This window comes from Halovivax ruber XH-70, assembly GCF_000328525.1.
GTDB classification, from domain to species: Archaea; Halobacteriota; Halobacteria; order Halobacteriales; family Natrialbaceae; genus Halovivax; species Halovivax ruber.
Genome location: NC_019964.1, coordinates 1 through 17,241, shown reverse-complemented (window position 1 = coordinate 17,241; position 17,241 = coordinate 1). Strand labels below are relative to the sequence as shown.

General features: G+C 63.4%; 15 protein-coding genes. 4 read left to right on the top strand and 11 right to left on the bottom strand.

What is annotated here, in order from left to right; genetic code table 11:
* Positions 1-57 precede the first annotated feature (57 nt).
* Positions 58-486 (bottom strand): CBS domain-containing protein, encoded by a 429-nt coding sequence (locus HALRU_RS00075; RefSeq protein ID WP_015299374.1) that lies wholly within the window; start codon positions 484-486, stop codon positions 58-60.
* Between the two features lie 136 nt (positions 487-622).
* On the opposite strand from HALRU_RS00075, the gene HALRU_RS00070 reads away from it, so the two are divergent.
* Complete coding sequence (locus HALRU_RS00070) at positions 623-889, top strand: hypothetical protein (protein ID WP_015299373.1); 267 nt, start codon at positions 623-625, stop codon at positions 887-889.
* Between the two features lie 60 nt (positions 890-949).
* On the opposite strand, the gene HALRU_RS00065 is transcribed toward HALRU_RS00070, so the two are convergent.
* Positions 950-3,352, bottom strand: coding sequence for an ATP-dependent DNA helicase (locus HALRU_RS00065; RefSeq protein WP_148680569.1), 2,403 nt, complete (start codon positions 3,350-3,352; stop codon positions 950-952).
* A gap of 105 nt (positions 3,353-3,457) precedes the next feature.
* Positions 3,458-4,762 (bottom strand): aspartate--tRNA(Asn) ligase, encoded by a 1,305-nt coding sequence (aspS, locus tag HALRU_RS00060; protein WP_015299371.1) that lies wholly within the window; start codon positions 4,760-4,762, stop codon positions 3,458-3,460.
* Between the two features lie 422 nt (positions 4,763-5,184).
* Here aspS and HALRU_RS00055 point away from each other — a divergent pair, with 422 nt between their 5' ends.
* Positions 5,185-5,754, top strand: a complete 570-nt coding sequence (locus HALRU_RS00055; protein ID WP_015299370.1) for a DUF1684 domain-containing protein — start codon at positions 5,185-5,187, stop codon at positions 5,752-5,754.
* Between the two features lie 480 nt (positions 5,755-6,234).
* Here HALRU_RS00055 and HALRU_RS00050 read toward each other — a convergent pair whose 3' ends face one another.
* A complete protein-coding gene (locus tag HALRU_RS00050) occupies positions 6,235-6,915 on the bottom strand; it encodes a class I SAM-dependent methyltransferase (protein WP_015299369.1) in 681 nt (226 codons plus the stop codon).
* 314 nt (positions 6,916-7,229) lie between these two features.
* Here HALRU_RS00050 and HALRU_RS00045 point away from each other — a divergent pair, with 314 nt between their 5' ends.
* The gene (locus tag HALRU_RS00045) at positions 7,230-7,808 is read left to right on the top strand and encodes a DUF7090 family protein (protein WP_015299368.1); all 579 of its coding nucleotides are present in this window, start codon (positions 7,230-7,232) and stop codon (positions 7,806-7,808) included.
* Between the two features lie 113 nt (positions 7,809-7,921).
* Here HALRU_RS00045 and HALRU_RS00040 read toward each other — a convergent pair whose 3' ends face one another.
* From HALRU_RS00040 to HALRU_RS00015, 6 genes are all read right to left on the bottom strand, one after another.
* Entirely contained in the window at positions 7,922-8,704 is a 783-nt protein-coding gene (locus tag HALRU_RS00040; protein WP_015299367.1) for a DUF7089 family protein, read from the bottom strand.
* On the bottom strand, positions 8,704-8,793 hold the full coding sequence (locus HALRU_RS16200) for a hypothetical protein (RefSeq protein WP_015299366.1): 90 nt from the start codon (positions 8,791-8,793) through the stop codon (positions 8,704-8,706). Before HALRU_RS16200 ends, HALRU_RS00040 begins: the two co-directional genes overlap by 1 nt.
* Before the next feature lie 396 nt (positions 8,794-9,189).
* The gene (locus HALRU_RS00030) at positions 9,190-9,939 is read right to left on the bottom strand and encodes an OapC/ArvC family zinc-ribbon domain-containing protein (protein WP_015299365.1); all 750 of its coding nucleotides are present in this window, start codon (positions 9,937-9,939) and stop codon (positions 9,190-9,192) included.
* Entirely contained in the window at positions 9,939-10,331 is a 393-nt protein-coding gene (locus HALRU_RS00025) for a DUF2073 domain-containing protein (protein WP_007701204.1), read from the bottom strand. The genes HALRU_RS00030 and HALRU_RS00025 overlap by 1 nt, the downstream gene beginning before the upstream one ends.
* Before the next feature lie 3 nt (positions 10,332-10,334).
* On the bottom strand, positions 10,335-10,973 hold the full coding sequence (locus HALRU_RS00020; protein WP_015299364.1) for an Era-like GTP-binding protein: 639 nt from the start codon (positions 10,971-10,973) through the stop codon (positions 10,335-10,337).
* Positions 10,974-12,281: 1,308 nt separating this feature from the next.
* The gene (locus HALRU_RS00015; RefSeq protein ID WP_015299363.1) at positions 12,282-13,892 is read right to left on the bottom strand and encodes a DNA-directed DNA polymerase II small subunit; all 1,611 of its coding nucleotides are present in this window, start codon (positions 13,890-13,892) and stop codon (positions 12,282-12,284) included.
* Between the two features lie 147 nt (positions 13,893-14,039).
* Between HALRU_RS00015 and HALRU_RS00010 the strand changes: the two genes are divergently transcribed.
* Positions 14,040-15,035 (top strand): S26 family signal peptidase, encoded by a 996-nt coding sequence (locus tag HALRU_RS00010; RefSeq protein ID WP_015299362.1) that lies wholly within the window; start codon positions 14,040-14,042, stop codon positions 15,033-15,035.
* A 270-nt stretch (positions 15,036-15,305) separates the two neighbouring features.
* Here HALRU_RS00010 and HALRU_RS00005 read toward each other — a convergent pair whose 3' ends face one another.
* Positions 15,306-17,060: a Cdc6/Cdc18 family protein gene (locus tag HALRU_RS00005; protein WP_015299361.1), complete on the bottom strand. Its 1,755-nt coding sequence runs from the start codon at positions 17,058-17,060 to the stop codon at positions 15,306-15,308.
* Positions 17,061-17,241: the final 181 nt, after the last annotated feature.

Sequence of the window (17,241 nt, the reverse complement as noted above, 5' to 3'; positions counted from 1 at the left end):
AAGCTGTGCAATTCGGCCGGAGGCAGCGTGCCCGTGGCCACCCATCTACGGAATTACTCACCGACCGTCACGGCGTTGCCCCTGCCGACGCGTCGACAGGCCCGGCCGCTCTCGCAAGCGGTCGGGGAGATGCCAGGCGATGTCGGTGAGCGTGACGATGCCGAGGGGTTTCGTGCCGCCGCGGATCGGGAGTCGTTTGACTCCCTCGACCTCCATCGTGCGGATGGCGGCCTTCACGCTGGTCGTCGACGTTGTCGTCACCAACTCGCTGCTCATCACCTCGGCGACGGCGAGTTCCGAGAGCGTCGCTTCCGCCTCGAATACCGCGGCCAGGATATCCGACTCCGTGACGATTCCCACGAGGCCGTCGTCCACGACGAGGACGCTGCCGACGCGGTGGGCGAGCATCGTCTCGACCGCCTCGTCGAGCGTGGCGTCGACGCCGACCGTCACCACCGGCGACGACATTATCTCACGGACTTCCATGACAGAGAGACGGTCCGCGCGACGATAATTCTTCGGCCGGTTGCGATCCGTGACCGGGCGAGTTGGCCGAGAGACGTCGGCTCCGCACCGACGACGACCACCCGACCTTATCCCCGTGGCGTCGCATCTGCGGCGTATGGCACTCACCAGATTCGCCGGTTCGTTGCTCCAGCTCGTGGTCACCGTCGCCGTCCTCGTCGCACTGGGGATCGCGGCCTTCTTCGTCTCCGTATTCGTCGTCTCGCGCGGCGCGTGGCTGGCCGGCTACGAGCCAAGTGGGGATTTCGTCGTCCTCGCGGCGTCGCTGCTCGTCGTCGCGGCGCTGCTCGGCGGGATTCCCTTCGGCCGACAAACGGAACCAGCCGAGCCACAGGAGCAGTACGATACGACCGGCTTTCAGTGACGGACACGTCCGGGTTCCAGGATAGTCCGATTCGAATCCGTCTCGAGAGGTCGAACTGCCTCACTCCGTTTCGAGTTGTGCACGGACGCGGTCCAGGCCCAGTTCGAGCATGTCCGGACTCACGGGCTGGTACTCGTCGGCGTTGGGGAGATAGCCCCGAACCGAATCCCACGATTCGCGCGCGTAGCGTTCGTCGAGAAAGACTCGAGCGCCGACATCCTCGGGGCTCCGGATGACGCGTCCGAGCGCCTGTCTCGCCTTTCGAACCGCCGGAACCGTCAGCGCGTACTCGAAGCCGGCGCCGAATTCGTCGTCGTAGGCCCGCCGAACCGCTTGCGTGCGCGGACTCGACGTGTTGACGATCGGGACGCCGCAGACGACCGCCGCGTTCAGTCGGTCGCCGCCGTAGTCCACGCCCTCGGTGAGCGTCCCGCGGAGACTGGTGACCAGCACCTTCCCGTCACCCGCGAAGAACTCGTCTTTCAGCGACTCGGTGGCCACGTGGTCGCTGGCGACGTCGAGGAGGACGGGTTTGCCGTCGAGGTTCGCTTCGAGTCTGCCCGCCGCCCACTCGGCTTCGGCGTAGCTCGGCATCCCGACGAGGACGTTGCCGGGCAGGGCGGCGATTTCGGCCAGGGCGTCGGCGTACACGCGGCGGGTCGGCGTCGTGTCGTCCGCGACGCCGTGGGCCTCGTCGCCAGCCCCGCCCGGGGACCCGCGGTTGTCGTAGGTGAACTTGGGTGCGGCGACGGCGAAGCTCTCGCGGTTTTCCTCGGGGAAGTGGAGGCCGTAGCGGCGTTCCACGATCGGGCGATCCGCCTCGTCTTCGAGATAGCGCAGTCCCGTCACCTCCGCGAAGGCGTCCATCGGGGCGAGCGTCGCGCTCATCAGGACGCCGCCGCCGAACGCGGCCAGCCGTTCGCCGATGGCACCGCTCGGGACGCAGTTGTGCAGGGAGAGTCGAGCCGTGTACGCGCGTCGCCACGAGTCGTCGGGTTCGGTCTCGTCCCACGTCCGTTCGAGTTCGATCTCGCGGAAGTAGTCGGTGTGGCCCCGTCGATTCCACTCACCCAGGAGCCGCCCGACAGCGGGTGCTGCCCTCGTCCGCTCTTCGTCTTCGGCTTCGTTCAGGATGCGAGCGACGACGGCCCCGACGGACTCCGACCGGACCCAGTGGATATCGGTGTAGCCCGCCCGTTCGGCCCACTCCGAGAGGGCGTCGACGGCCGGCTCTGACGGGTCCCGAAGAGGGATTTCGTCGTCCGAGAGCGTCGTCAGATCGGAGCGCCAGCCCGGCGATTCGGTGTCGAGGTGGGCCTCGACCCGACGATCGAGTTCCGTGCGCAGGTCCTGCAGGAACTCGAGGGTGGCCTCCAGTTCCTCGAACGAGACGTCTGAGCCGGCCAGTTCCGCGCGGACGAGCTCCGCATCCGCCGTCTTCGACCCGCCTTCCGTCTCCCGGCCCTCGCGCTCGTAGCGGACGGGCCGGATCACCCGCGAGAGTTCCGTGACGGCGTCGCGGATCGTCGCGTCGGCCACGCCGTCGCTCACGAGGTCGCGAACACGCGGTTCGAGCATGTGCGCCTCGTCGCAGACGACGAAGGTCTCCTCACTGGCGAGTGCGCCCGTAAAGGCCGAGAGCGTCGTCGGATCGAATGCGTGGTAGTAGTTGCCGATCACGACCTCGACCTCGCCGAGTGCCGCGCCCATCACCGAGTGCGGGCAGGTGCCGTGTCGGACCGACTTCGCCACGAGGTCATCCGGGGTCACCATCCCGGCACTCGTCAGATCGAACGGCACTGCCTCGGCCGGCGAGCCCTCGCCCTCAGCGGGTAGGTCGTCCAGGTACTGCGCGTAGAACGGGCAGTACTCGACGCCGCTGCGCCCGTCGTCGTACTCGGGCATGTCGGGAGCGAACGGGGCGGTCTCGCCGGCCGTCTCGAGGAGGCGAACGCCGCGATCGCGTCGGCCACTGTCGGCGAGGCCGACCTGCTGGCTCCGCGCCTGGGCGGTGAGGTCGCCGGTCGTGGTCGAGCCGCCCTCGCCCGTCAGATCGCGGGTGCGGTCGCGGAGGGTCTCACACCGGTCGTAGACGACGCTGTCGTCGAAGCCGGCGGCGTGTTCGCGATTGTACGGACAGACGTCCGCCTTCCCGACCAGTGTGAGCCCTGAGACCGGCTCGTGTTCGTCGGGCAAGTTCTCGTTGATCGTCCGCAGATCGGTCTCGAACTGGCGTAACTGCTGCTTGACGCTCGTCAGGACGAGGACGCGCTCGTACGTCGAGTCGGGATCGCGCACCAGCGAGAGCCCGGCCGACAGCGAGAGCATCGTCTTGCCCGTCCCGCAGGCGCCCTCGATCACGGTGTAGCCACCGTCACGAGCCGTCTCGATTGCGGTCTCGATGCCGTCGACCTGCTCGTCGTAGGGCTCGTCGTGACCGAACAGCGCCCGCCACGCTTCCATCTCTCCCGTACTCATCGATGGGTAGCCATAGGGTTGACGGAGTGGACATGCTGCGTCCTCGTGTATAAATGGCCGGATCACCCCCGATCGAAGCGGGACTCTCACTCAGGGCGCCAGCCGGCCCGGATCTCGCGGGAAGAGGATCGCCTCCGATACGTGGTCCAGGTCGGCGATCTGCTGAACGAGCCGGTCGATACCGAGTCCGAAGCCGCCGTGGGGCGGCGTCCCGTAGCTGAGTCCCTCCAGGTAGAACTCGAAGTCCGCGAGTTCGAGGCCGCGCTCGACCATCCGCTCGCGGAGTCGGTCGACGTCGTGTTCGCGCTGGCCGCCCGAGGAGAGTTCGAGCCCTCGGTAGAGCAGGTCGAACTTTCGTGAGGCGATCTCATCATCCGGGACGTCCTGGCGATAGTAGAACTTCTCCTCGGGATACCCAACCACGAACACGGCCGGCTGACCGCGTTCGGCGAAGTACTCGCCGAGCAGGCGTTCGCCGCGGGTGTCGAGGTCCGTCGGGTCCTCGGGTTCGTGATCGTACTCCGTCGCGAGGAGTTCCCTTGCTTCCTCGAAGGTGATCCGGGGGAACGGGTCCGTGGGGACGGTGAGGTCGACGTCCAGTCGTGTCAGTTCGCGGTCAGCCCGCGTCCTGAGCTCATCGAGTGCGTGTCGCAGGGACGCCTCCTGAACGTCCATCACGTCGTGATGGTCCTCGATGTAGCCGAGTTCCACATCGAGCATCGAGATTTCCGAGACGTGGCGGGACGTGGCAAACGCCTCCGCGCGGAACGCGGTGCCGAACTCGAAGAGTCGGTCGAACCCCGCAGCGACGAGGACCTGCTTGTAGAGCTGTGGGCTCTGCGAGAGCACGGCCTCCCGGTCGTAGTACACCACGGGGAACAGTTCCGCTCCACCCTCGGCACCCGCAGCCGTAATCGTCGGCGTCTCCACCTCCTCGTACGCCGCGTCGCGGAACCACGACCGGAGCGAAACGATCACTTTCGACCGCAGCGAAAAGATCGCCCGGGTTTCCGGACTGCGCACGTCGATGGCACGATGGTCCAGTCGTGTCGAGCGATCCGCGTCGACGGCTTTCGCGATTTCGAGCGGGAGGTCGGTCGCGGCCGCGTCGAGAACCACGAGTTCGTCTGGGAAGAGTTCCACCCCGCCCGGCGCCTGCTCGGCCACGACGAGGTCGCCGGTGACGCGAACGACGTCCTCCCGTCCCAGATCGTCGACCCGATCTGTGAGAGCCGGGTGCTCGTCGTCTTTCACGACCACCTGACAGCGACCGGTTCGGTCCCTGATCAGGACGAACTGGATGCCGCCGAGGTCGCGGATCTCGTGGACGTGGCCCGCGATGGTCGTCGTCGATTCGGTCGGTTCGCAGTCGTCGATGTACGTTCTGTCTTGCATCGGTGTTCGTGCGGTTGGGCGGGCGGATTCGCGACTCCACCCGGTCGGCACGTGACCGTCGCACGAATCGGTCACGCGGTCCGGTTGGGTTCGGGACACCTGTCGTGGGAGCTGCCGATACCCGACGCCGTCGGGACTGGACGACGGTCGGATCGATCGGCGAACTCACGAAAATGGGAAGGTGCACCTGCTCACGCAGGCGCATTCGTCGCGGCCGTGACGTCGTCGCAGCGCCGTCGCTCCCTCCGAGCGGCGGCAGTACCGAACGAGACGATCGTCACCATCTGAACGAGTCTTCCTACCGGGGTGACATAACGATTGTGGTTACTTGCTCGACCTCTAGTGAGAGGCAGTCGCCACACCTCGAGACGACCGCCAGCAGAGACCGCAACACACACCCGACCAGAGAGACTTCGGCACCTATGGACGAAGCCGTCGACACCTGGCGACGCGAACTCGCCGCAAAGCGCGCGGAGAAGGACGATTTCTTCGCCGACCATCCCCAATCGCCGATCCCGCCGGACGAACGCGACGGGTTCGACGGGCTCGCGTACTTCGAGCCGGACCCCGCCTACCGTGTCACGGCCGACGTGACCGTCCACGACGACCCCGACGTGGCCTACATGGACACGCAGACGGGTGGCGAGATGCGCTACCTCACGGTCGCGACGCTGTCGACGGCGCTCCCCTCCGCAGATCCCGATCGGGACGACGTTCCCGTCGAGATCGATGGGTATCGCCAGGAAGGCGCGACCGACGAGACGTTGTTCGTCCCGTTCCGCGACAAGACGACCGGACAGCAGACCTACGACGGCGGGCGGTACATCGAGCTGGCCGCCGACCGGTCGCTCGAGACGGGCGACGAGATCGTCGTCGACTTCAACCTTGCGTACACGCCCTTCTGTGCCTTCTCGGAGGCGTTCGAGTGCCCGAAACCGCCCGAGACCAACTGGCTCGACGTCGCGATCCCGGCCGGCGAGCGGACGCCCTGAACTGACGTGAGTTCGTCCCGCCGATACTGGGGCGGTAGCCTTCGATGCAGTGGTCTCCTTCACACCTACCTGCGACAGTGGTCGCACGCGGCTGGGAACTGTCGACCCTTCTTGTATTGTCTGAAAAGATGTCTATACCCACATTTCCAGTGGACGTCAGCCGTGCGTCAGACGCCGAGTGAGCGTGCCTGCGTCGAGTTCACACACCCCTCGTGTCCCCGTGTCGTAGTTCCAGTCGAAGAGAGGGGGTTCGGTACGCCGATATTCGGTCGAATTCGCCCAGCTGACGGCGCGTAACGACGATCCGTTCGACTGGAGTGTCAGACGGACGACCGACGGGGAGGAAGGAGTCGTGGGCGTCGATTTCGGGGAAATGAGTCAGTCTGTCCCGATATTCCACGTGAAATAAGGGGGTTCGCGGGTAAATCGCCATCAGTCGCCGAGGTCGCTCGCCCGAGTCGACGTTCCGGACCGATACCCTCACTCGGCGACGCCGACCGTCAGCAGCGTCCCGAACTCGCGATAGCGTTCGACCATGTCCTCGCGGCGCTCCCAGTCGTCGGTGGGGAAGGCCGACTCGTCGGGAATATCGACCTCGCGGTCGGGGATCGTGTCCTGCTCGGCGACGTGAAGCCCCGCGTCGCGGAACGCCTCGCGGTACTCCCCGGCGTCCCAGCGGGTCATCTCCACGGAGATACGATCCTGCCACTCGTGTGAGTGGACGTTCTCCTCGTAGAAGTTGACGCCGCAGTAGAAGGTGCCGCCCGGACGGAGCACGCGGGCGATCTCTCGGAGGGTTTCGTGGGGATCGGCGGCGTAGTAGAACGCTTCCATCGACCAGACGTGATCGATCGCGTCCGTGGCGAACGGCAGCGAACCGAAGTCGCCGACGACGTAGCCGACCTGCGGATCGTCGGTGTAACTCGCGGCGTTTTCGGCCATCTTCGGCGCCCCGTCGAGGCCGTAGACGGTTCCGGCGTCGTAGGTGTCGCGAATCGCCCGTCCGGCGTAGCCGCTTCCACAGCCGAGATCGAGGACGACGTCGCCGGGTTCGACCGGCATCCGCCCGAGCGCGTGTTTGGCGGTCGCCCAGTGGCGGTCTTCCATCCCTCTGTCGCGACCGTCGGCCGCCCACGCGTCGAACTCCGCACGTACGCTCATGACGGGACAGTCGGCGTGACCGTTGAAAATGCGTTCGACATGGATCGGAAGGAGTGATCGACGTGAATCGAAAGGAGTGGTCGACGTGGATCGGAGGGACTGGGCACCGTTGGTCGGTCGGTGTTTCGACGTAGATCGAGCAGAGTGGTCGGGTTCGAGCAATGTGTTCGAGGGGGAATCGAGCGTCGGAGAGACCCCCGTAGTGCGGTTCGGAACCACCTGTGGTGCGGTTCGGAACCACCCAGCCACGACAGGCCACACGTCACCCCGGATCCACACCGTTTATGGTCCGGCCCGTTCCTCTTTCGCGCACTATGGAGTACGCGCTCGACATCGACGGCGCACCCGAAACCGTTCCGGGGGGAACGGGGATTCTCTTGTTGCACCCGAGTACCGGTGAAACGGATCGTATCGACACCGACTTTCTGAAGTCAGACACCGATCGCTTCCTCGTCGTCTCGACCCGAACGACCGCCCGCGAGGTGAGCCAGAAGCTAGAACACTACGACGTCGACGAACGCTGTGCGGACATTCTCGACACCCTGAGCATCGAACGCGGCTACTCTCGACGCTCGAAAGACCACGTCTCCTACGTCTCGGCACCCGACCACGTCGACGGGATCGTCTCCGGCGTCGCCGACTTCTTCGAACGGACCGACGGGAAACGCCGGCTCAGCTTCGACTCGCTCACCGAGCTCGCCTACTACGCCGACGAGGACGAGGCGCTCACCGCGGCCGAGCGAATCCTCGCACTCCTCGAAGACAACGACGGCGTCGGCCTCTTTCACCTCTCCGCCGAGGTTCACGACCAGGACGTCTTAGACGAGTTCGCGACGCTCTTCGACGTCGTGATCGAACTCGACGAAGACGGGACCACTAGCGTGGAGTACTGAGCAGCGGACTCGGGCGGACGACCCTCAGCGGACGCCGAGAGTGAATCCCTCCACACCGAGGGTGTGTCGTCTCACGTCGGGAGTGAGGCGCATCACGTCGAAAGTACGTCCTATCAGTCCGAGAGCGCCGCGAACGTCCGGTCGGCCCACTCGATCGCGAACGCACTGGCGTGGTCCCGGTAGGCGTCGGTGTCCAGTGCGTCGAAGGGCTTCGGCAGGTCGAGCCCGTGTTTGATGGCGCTACAGGCCAGCTCCGTGGCGTCGGCGAACGAGGTTTCGCCCCGTGCGACAGCGCCGGGGAGCGATTCCACCCGTCCTTCGAGTCGAGCGCCAGCGTCGCGCCACTGTCCGGCCAGGTCGGATCGATCCGATTCCCATGAAGCAAACTCTTCACGCGTGTGGAGGCCGATCCAGCCGTCGTACAGCGCGGCCGCGATCTGATAGGTGCCGGCCGGACCGAGATCGACGGCCGCGTCGAGGTCGCGATAGCCGGACTCGAAGAAGCCGAGGAAGTGTTCGGGAACGTCCAGTGAACACTCGACGATCGCTTCCGCCAGCAGAAAGTCGACGAAGCCCTCGGGCGACCCCTCGAGACGGGGTTTGACCAGGACGATCGGCGGGGTCGTCTGTCGCGTCCAGACGACGCTGCCGTCGCCGGGCATGCCGATGGTAAACGTCGTACTCGCGTACCGTTCCAGGACGTCCGGCCCCGTCGGCGGGATCCACTCGGCCGGGTAGTGACTCGGATCGAGTGCGTCGACGATGAGACCGAGTTCCTCTGCCTGTGCCGGCGGCAGGGTCTCGAAATCACCCGCCGCATCGTAGACGAGCAGTTCCGGTGCGTACGCCTCTCGGGCCGACTCGACCGGCGGTGAGAGCGTTCGCTCGCTGAACATCACAGCAGTCCGAGCTGGACGACGAGTGCGACCGAGACGACCGCAGCGACGGCGACGGTCGAGAGAACGATCTTGGTTGCCTGACTCATGACTGAACGGAGTCGATCCGGTCGCATAAATCCATCCGTTCGCCGGCTCACCCGCCAGTCATCGGTTCGATCTGGCCAGCTGTTCACCGGGTCGGGCTGGCGACGAACCCTGCAGGCGTCGGTACCGCCCCAGTCTCCGAACGGACCCCTCCGTTTCGACTGGAGAGTTCGATCACCCGCCAACAGGCCGGGTACGGTGGATCTTTTGCTCGATCGTCGGGCTGTTTCCAGATGAAATGGAGGGGTGGGTTCCGACATCAGTCGGCTCCGGTACCTGGAACTGACGGTCGATCGATGATAGAGACACGTGACGATCGCAGGAACTGATCGACGAGCCGTACTGTCTGAGTAACGGTGCCGACGGGTACAGAACACGAACGGATCGGAGAACGGGGGTCAAGAGTCGTGCCAGCTCTCGGGGACGTTGATGACGTACCGGCCGTCTTCCTGGAGGGAGACGATGTGTTCTTCCCGATCGTACAGCTCCATCAGGTTGAGTTCGTACTGCCCGGGATTGACGATCTTGATGCTCTCGAACTGCTGATTGAGTTCCTCTCTGAGCTGGTCGATCGAGGGTTGGTCGGTTTCCGGTTCGCTGACGACGCGACCGTTGTCTGGGCGGTCCGGTGTGTCAGTTGCTCGGGAATGGTCGGACGCGTCGGTCGTCGCCCCCTCGGTTCGACTGGAGACGGTTTCAGTGTCGGTGGTGGTGCGGGGGAGTTCGTCGGGCGAGACGACGTCGCTTCGGGCGGTTGCCTGTGCGTCGTCTTCCTCGCCGTTCACCCACTCGAAGTCGTCCGCCATCGCGTCCGTGCCCGCTTCCGCAGGCGACTCGTCTGCAAACGAGCCGTCGAGCCGACCATCCTTCTCGGCCGGTCGGCGCGCCGTCTCCGGCCACTCGCGATCAGGGGCCTGTCCCGAGGTGGCGGTGTTCGGCGCCGGATCCTGGTCAGCAGACGACGTCTCGTCGCCCGGTTGATCCGATTCCGTCGCTGCGGTCGCCTCGCCACTGGAGGCATCGTCCGACGCGTCGCTCGTGGCGGGCGCGAACTGGAACTTGTTGCCACCGCAGTCCGGACAGCCCGAGAGCATCTCCTTCGAGCCGTCGGGAAAGCGTCGGTCGCAGTTCGTACACTGGTGTGGCATCAGTTGCGAGAGACGAGCGCGCTAATGAGCGTTTCGTCCTTGTGGAGTGTCTCGATCTGGTTCGCCGGGCCGATCGCGGTCAGTTTGGCGTTCGAGGAGTCGCCGCCGACGAGGCGACCCAGGAACGACGAATCGCGGGTATCGGACCGGGGATAGGTCTCGATCTCGATGCCGTTGAACTCGTCCGGGCTGATCTCGGCCATCGTCACCTCGATGAGTTTACTCTCCTCGTCGGGCGAGAGTCCCTCTTCCAGGATGACGATGTTGCCGTCGTGGACGCCATCCAGGATCAGGCGGATCTTCTCCATGCTGGTCAGCCCATCCATGCGTGCACCGCTCACGAGGTCGATCTGGACGCCGTCGCCGTCGTCCGGTTGTTTGGCCTGTGGCATGGTTCACCCGAAGTACTCCGCGATGTTGTCGTAGACCTCGTCCATGTTGTCGCCTTCCTTCGCCGAGAGGGGGACGGTCTGGTGCTGCGGGAAGGCGTCCTCGATCCGCTTGATGCTCGAGTCGTCGAGGTCGATCTTGTTCGCGAAGATCAGGACGGGCAGGTCGCGCGATTCGATGATCCCGATGAGCATCGTGTTGACCTGCGTGATCGGATCCTCCGCGCTATCCAGAACGTAGATGACGCCGTCGACGTCCTCGCGAAGCCAGTGCATGGCCTCGGCGACCCCTTCGGTCGCCTCGCGAGAGCGTCGAACGGCGTCGTCCTTCTCCATCTCGTCGGTGAACTCCTCGTAATCGACCTTCGTCGTGACACCGGGCGTGTCGACGATATCGATCGTCACCGTCTTGCCGTTGCGTTCGATCTCGACGTTCTCCTTGCGTCGCGCGCGACGCGTTTCGTGTGGAATGTGGCTCTCGGTTCCGATGGCATCGCCAGTCCAGTCGCGCGCGATCCGATTCGCGAGCGTCGTCTTTCCGGCGTTCGGTGGACCGTAGATACCGATGCGCTTGGGCTCTTCGTCGGAGAAGAGCCGGTCGGTGGCCCGAGAGATACTATCTTTCAATCCTTTGAGCAGACCCATCTATGGCAACCTCCTGCACCCGCGGGTGCGTCTGGCCAAACGACAGGTTCGCATTCACTTAAGCCTACGTCAGACGATAGTCTCACGAATCGGTGAGTGAGAGGGAATTCCGACCGATAACCCTGGGTGAGTGGATATTCGCTGGTGTGCGGAACTCTCGATTGGGATCGGAGCCGGCGATGGATGTGTGACCGGAATCGATGATGGATCTGTGATCCTCGGGAGTTGTCAGTGTCCTCCCCAACCCCCCAGTTTCGCGTGGAGTCGTGATCAGACAGAACGGAATTCGGCCGAGAGAGTCGACTGTTGGCGAGTCTCATCGACTGTTTCACTTACGAGAATCGGAGCTATACTGAGAGGAGAAGCCGCAATACCGATGAATTCGGGTTTGATCGAGTGAGTTCCATTGATGACACCGCAACGCTTCGGGAGAATGGGCTGTGCTCCGTTCAGTTGTCCGGATCGGCGAAACGCTCCACGTGAATTACACCCGAAGCCCGATCTCAGGGATCGATCGGTGGGTACCAACAGTCGAGATTTGATCACGGCAGTATCCCAATCGTAGCGTTGACAAGACTGTAATTCACACCACGACACATGGTGTCGTCCGGCAGTGGGAGGATCCCCCACCCCACCGTTTCGAGTGGAACAGAAAACACCCCTACCGGTCGATGAGCGGTGGGCCAGCTAGCGTGATTGGATCCCCAGCGGAGGATTGGGTTTACAGCGGATCTACGTCGGATATTCCGACCGGTCCGCGAATTCTGGCAGTGAGATCTAGATAAAAGATTGAACAACAGCGATCGGAGCGGATTACACTCCACAACAACTCCACCCACCAACTCACCCTTCTCTAGTTGGTTTACGGATACTGTTTCAACCATACCATCATAAGTGTTCCTGTATTAATAACCTCTCGTCGAGGGTAGGCCGTTTCACCGTTCCAGTCGAAACGAAGGGGATGGGGGGTCCACCGTTTCATCTCGAATAGCCTCGGCGACGTCCAGCCACTTGTTCCGTCTTTCTCTCATTTCCTCTCTCGTCTCTCCGGGGACTCTCGGTCTCCGAGACAGCAACCTCTTCGAGACAGCAGCATCTGGACGAGCTGGCCGCTCTGCGTAGGTGATTCCTGCCGTCGTCTCTCGTCCAGGTGCGGAGAACGGGTCGAAGTGACGGTTCACCAGGCCCGGCACGGGTTCGGGTGGACAGTGTTCACTCGGTTTTGGTCGATCGGTCCGATCGCTGGTGATCAGGCAGCTCCGCACGGACGATCGACTCCCTTCCCAGGAGAGACTATTCGGTCTCTTCTCAGGAGAACTTTCGAACGGTCACGTCGAGCGTGCTGAGATCGACGATCGGGGCGAAGCCCGAGTCGGGGTCGATGTTGACGCTCTTCTGGAAGTCCGTCTGGGCCTGCCAGCAGCCCGAGTTGATCGCGAGCACGTCGTGATACTTCCCGAAGCCGAGTTTGTGGACGTGTCCCGTGTGGAAGATGTCGGGGACGGACTCCATCACGAGGTGATCTTTCTCTTCGGGAGCGAGTCTGGTGTGGCCGCCGAACTGCGGGGCGACGTGGCGTTTTTTCAGCAGCTGGTACATCGCCTTGTGCGGTTCGTCGTAGCTCGCTTTCTCCGATGGCAACTCCGCGATCACTTCGTCGAGCGAGACGCCGTGGTACATGAGAATCGAGACGCCCTCGATCTCCACGGTCGAGGGGTTACTCACGATCTGTGGGTCGTGGGCGGACATGATCGATCGTAACTCCTCGTTGAAGCCCGGTTGTGGTTCGGCCAGCCGAACGGCGTCGTGATTACCGGGGATCATCACGATGTCGAGGTCGCCGGGAACCCGTTTGAGATACTCGTTGAACGCCTCGTACTGTTCGTAGATGTCGATGATGTCGAGTTCCTCGTCCTGGTTGGGGTAGACGCCGACACCTTCGACCATGTCCCCGGCGATACAGAGATACTCGACGTGCTGGGCCTCCTCGGTGTGGAGCCAGTCGGCGAAGTCGTTCCACGCGTCGGCCATGAACTCATCGCTGCCGACGTGGACGTCGCTGATAAGCGCGGCCTCGACGTGTCGATCGGCGGTCTTCGGCTCGTGCGTTCGCGGGACGTCCGGCGAGTACATGCTATCGACGAACGCGATCCCCGAATCGTCGGCGAGCGTCCCCTCCATCGCGATCACCTCGTCTCGTAGCAACTCGTCGACGAGGTCGACGTACTCGCGATCTTTCATCACGAGGAAAGGAAACGTCCCGGTCGTGTCCTCGAGTTCGACCAGCCAGTGACCGCTCGCCGTCGAACGGATGTCGTTCACCAAGCCGATCATCGCGACGTCGCTCCCGCCGGGCATACTCTCGATCGAACTCGCCGGTCGGTGGTTGACCCGGCCGCTCAGCTTCGAACTGAGTTTGTCGAGTCGATCCCGAAAGACGGCGATGAAGTCGCGATACTCCCCGGTCCCGGTACTCTCACCGGTCATGTCGCCACGAATGGCGATGTCGCGCTGTGACCGATCACCGGCACGCTCGAACCCCCCTGTTTCAACTGCATCCACGGCCGCCTCGCCGGGCGAATCCGTGGTCCGCTCTCCAGGTGAAGCGGTGGGGTCCTGGCCAGCCGTGTCAATTTCCGTCTTTCTGGAGGTATCGGTGGCTGGTGCGGAGTCGCTCGTTCCCGCTTTTGACTCTGATGGAGGCGCTATCTCCCGAGTACTCTCGGTCTCTGCGTCGAGCACTCGTTCGACGTCTTTCGCGCCAATAACCAGCGTTTCGTCTGGAGTGTTTTCGAGCACTCGATCGAGGGCCTGAGTCGGATCCGGACGGGAGGCGAGCAGCGTCACGGCTTCTCGCTCGGCGTTGTATCCGTGCGCCGTCAGTTGCTGGACGATCCGGGCCGGACCCTCGAGTGGCACAGCACGGAATTCGCGACCGCGCCCAAAAACGTATTGACTCTCACTCGGCGACTGCGTCTCACCCGGGGGTTGTGCTGCCCACCGAGTCGCACCAAATCACCTGTGGGAGCAGAAGGTTGATTTTCTACCCGCGTGAACGGGGCTGTAATGACCGACAGGGGGTCCGACTCGCCACCGACCGAGTCGGATCGTACCGGCGACCGAAGCGATGGACCCAGTTCCAGGCCATCGACCGAATCGGAACGGACGTCCGAACCGACACATCGACACCCGCGAGGGTCGGAGACGGCGAAGTCGTCGGGTGACGACGACGTGGACTCGCGTGGACCCGACGAAAACGGGAGAATCAGCGAGTATTCGAGCGAATCAGGCGGGTCTGGTGCCAGGGAAGACCGACCGAGTACCAGTGAGGACCGGTCGGTCTCCATCGAAGACGACGGGATCCTTCGCTGGTTCCTCAAAGCGGATTCTGGCGCCGTCGTCTACGTCCGCGATATCGCCTCGAGTGTCGGCTTCGTCATGCTGATCGCCCTCATTCTGTTCGGCGTCAGTGGTGTCTGGCCGCCGATGGTGGCCGTCGAAAGCGGCAGCATGGAGCCGAACATGGAGCGTGGCGACATGATCTTCGTCGTCGAAAACGACCGCTTCGTCGGCGACGGGGCGATCGGTGACACGGGGATCGTGACTCGCGCGATCGGTACCGAGACTGGCCACGACCAGTTCGGGAATCCGGGTGACGTCATCATCTTCCGTCCCGGCGGCTCGAACCTGGAGACGCCGGTGATTCACCGGGCCGAGTTCTGGGTCGAGAAGGGCGAACGGTGGACCGAGACGAAGGCCGACGCTGCCGCGCTAAACGGGGCGTCCTGTAGCGAGCTTGCCACCTGTCCCGCTCCGTACGACGGGTTCGTCACCAAGGGCGATGCGAACGGGGGGTACGACCAGCATCCGGGCTACGGTGCCGAGCGGTCACAGGTCGTCAAACCCGAGTGGATCGAGGGGAAGGCCGCGTATCGGATCCCGTGGCTCGGACAGATCCGACTCGTGGTCGACGACGTCCTCGGGAACGGCATCCCGCCCGAAGAGGCAGCACCAATCGCCGCCCTCGGCGGCGGACTGGTCCTCTCGCGGCGCGTGACGTAACCGGTCCTAGTCGCGGTCTCGTCGGTTAGAGGGTTTCGTCAATCGGAGAGCCAGATTGGCCCGTCCGATGTGGACGTTCGATCCTCCCGATGCGGACGGTCGACGTCGATCCGTTTTTCCATCTCGTTCGCCATCGCGAACCGAGGGTCCCGGCGTTCAGTGATACGACGTCGACTGGGCAGCAACTGCTGGTTCCACTTGAAGGTGGGGGGTCGTATCGGTCGAAGAACTGTCGCTCGAACGAATCCGGCGAAAGCGGCCTGCTCGCGATTAGTTGTCGAAGCGGGCCTGTACGAAGGGCTGGACGTCGTCGATGTCGGAGAGTCGGGAGTCGGATCGGAGGACCACTTCCGTCTCTTCGAGTGGAACGGAGAGGCTGATCTCTTTCGTCCGGCCGTATCGGCCCTTCGAGACGACGACGGCGTTGACGATTCCCAGCATGTCGAGTTCGCTGATGAGGTCGGTGACGCGACGCTGCGTGAGTACGTCCGTGTCGAGTTCCTGACAGAGGCGCTTGTAAATGTTGTACACCTCGCCGGTGTTGATGCTGTGGACGCCGTTCTGTTCGAGCATGATGATCGAAAAGAGGACGAGTTTGCTCTGGGTCGGGAGGGTCCTGACGACCTCGACGACGCGATCCAGTTCGATCTTGTCCTGGGCCTGGCGAACGTGATCCTCGACGATGGTGTCCGTCTGGGATCGTTCGGCGAGTTCACCGGCCGTCCGGAGCAAGTCGAGCGCGCGACGGGCGTCCCCGTGTTCCTGCGCGGCGAACGCCGCACAGAGCGGGATCACGTCGGGTGAGAGGGCGTCGCCTTTGAACGCGACGTCGGATCGATGCTGGAGAATATCACGGAGCTGATTCGCGTCGTACGGTGGGAAGACGATCTCTTCTTCACCGAGTGAGGACTTCACGCGCGGATCGAGGAAGTCAGTGAACTTCAGGTCGTTACTGATGCCCATGATCGAGACGCGCGAGTTCTCGAGTTCCGAGTTCATCCGCGAGAGGTTGTAGAGCGTATCGTCGCCGCTCTTCTCGACGAGCTTGTCGATCTCGTCTAACATGATCACGACCACTCGTTCGGAGTAGTCGACCGCGTCGAAGAAGACGCTGTACACCCGGTCGGTCGGCCACCCGGTCATCGGCACTTCTTCGAACGAGTCGCGGTCGTCCTCGAGCTCTTCGATCCGCTCGGTGACGGCGTCGATCGAGTCGAATGGCGTGTCCGCGAGCGGGTGCGTGGGTGTCGATTCGTCGACCCCCGACGCTTCGTCTGCAACACCGCCGTCATCGTCGTCTCCGTCGCTCGAAACGACCGATTCCTCCTGGAACTGAACCGTCGGTTCCGATACTGAATCCGTCGCTGTGGACGGCGCTTCGTCGGTCCCGTCGTCCCCGTTCGTTTCGGGTGGATCGAGATCGTCCGTTTCGTCCGCCGACTGCGGAGACTGGTGTTCGTCGGCCTCGGTCGTCGACGGCTTCGTGGCGTCCATCTCACGCCGGTCGTCGTCGATCGATTCGACGCGATCGTGGAGATCCGTCAGTTCGTCTAACCGGTCGTCGATCCACTCGTGGTTCTTCTCGATAAACTTGTTCGCGAGCTGGGCGAGGACGCGGTACTGGGTGTCGGTCACCTCGCAGTTGATGTACTCGACCTCACAGGGGACGCTGTACTTCGACGAGGTCTGTTCTAACTCCTGGCTGACGAATTTCGCACTCGCCGTCTTTCCCGTTCCCGTCTTGCCGTAGATCAGGATATTGGATGGGGTTTCCCCGCGCAGTGCGGACACGAGGATCGTCGCCATCTTGTTGATCTGGTCGGATCGGTGGGGCAGTTCGTGTGGCGTGTACGACGGGCGGAGAACTTCCTTGTTCTCGAAGATCGGTTCACCACTGAGCAGATCGTCGAAGAGTCCCTGACTCGACTCGTCGTCCGTCAGCGATCGCTCCTCGGGCGCGGTTCGAAAGCCCGGTGTGGAGCCGATTCCGTCGGTGTCGTTCGTGTGCGAGTTGTCGTCAGCCATCCGTCGTACGTGTCCCCCTTTGTTTCAACTGGAGATGATCCGCCGCATTCGTCGAAATTGCAGGACGTTCGTCCTGTGGACCCGATTTTGGTATCCTGAGATACCCTCGCAGGTCCAGTTGATGCAGACGAACCAGATGAAGACCTGCCTATTAAATCTATCCTTCTCGAAACCAGTCACC

Bases quoted from the DNA above. Each gene is read 5' to 3' on its own strand.
- HALRU_RS00075 (WP_015299374.1), bottom strand. From the start codon at position 486: ATGGAAGTCCGTGAGATAATGTCGTCGCCGGTGGTGACGGTCGGCGTC.
- HALRU_RS00070 (WP_015299373.1), top strand. From the start codon at position 623: ATGGCACTCACCAGATTCGCCGGTTCGTTGCTCCAGCTCGTGGTCACC.
- HALRU_RS00065 (WP_148680569.1), bottom strand. From the start codon at position 3,352: ATGGAAGCGTGGCGGGCGCTGTTCGGTCACGACGAGCCCTACGACGAG.
- aspS (WP_015299371.1), bottom strand. From the start codon at position 4,762: ATGCAAGACAGAACGTACATCGACGACTGCGAACCGACCGAATCGACG.
- HALRU_RS00055 (WP_015299370.1), top strand. From the start codon at position 5,185: ATGGACGAAGCCGTCGACACCTGGCGACGCGAACTCGCCGCAAAGCGC.
- HALRU_RS00050 (WP_015299369.1), bottom strand. From the start codon at position 6,915: ATGAGCGTACGTGCGGAGTTCGACGCGTGGGCGGCCGACGGTCGCGAC.
- HALRU_RS00045 (WP_015299368.1), top strand. From the start codon at position 7,230: ATGGAGTACGCGCTCGACATCGACGGCGCACCCGAAACCGTTCCGGGG.
- HALRU_RS00040 (WP_015299367.1), bottom strand. From the start codon at position 8,704: ATGTTCAGCGAGCGAACGCTCTCACCGCCGGTCGAGTCGGCCCGAGAG.
- HALRU_RS16200 (WP_015299366.1), bottom strand. From the start codon at position 8,793: ATGAGTCAGGCAACCAAGATCGTTCTCTCGACCGTCGCCGTCGCTGCG.
- HALRU_RS00030 (WP_015299365.1), bottom strand. From the start codon at position 9,939: ATGCCACACCAGTGTACGAACTGCGACCGACGCTTTCCCGACGGCTCG.
- HALRU_RS00025 (WP_007701204.1), bottom strand. From the start codon at position 10,331: ATGCCACAGGCCAAACAACCGGACGACGGCGACGGCGTCCAGATCGAC.
- HALRU_RS00020 (WP_015299364.1), bottom strand. From the start codon at position 10,973: ATGGGTCTGCTCAAAGGATTGAAAGATAGTATCTCTCGGGCCACCGAC.
- HALRU_RS00010 (WP_015299362.1), top strand. From the start codon at position 14,040: ATGACCGACAGGGGGTCCGACTCGCCACCGACCGAGTCGGATCGTACC.
- HALRU_RS00005 (WP_015299361.1), bottom strand. From the start codon at position 17,060: ATGGCTGACGACAACTCGCACACGAACGACACCGACGGAATCGGCTCC.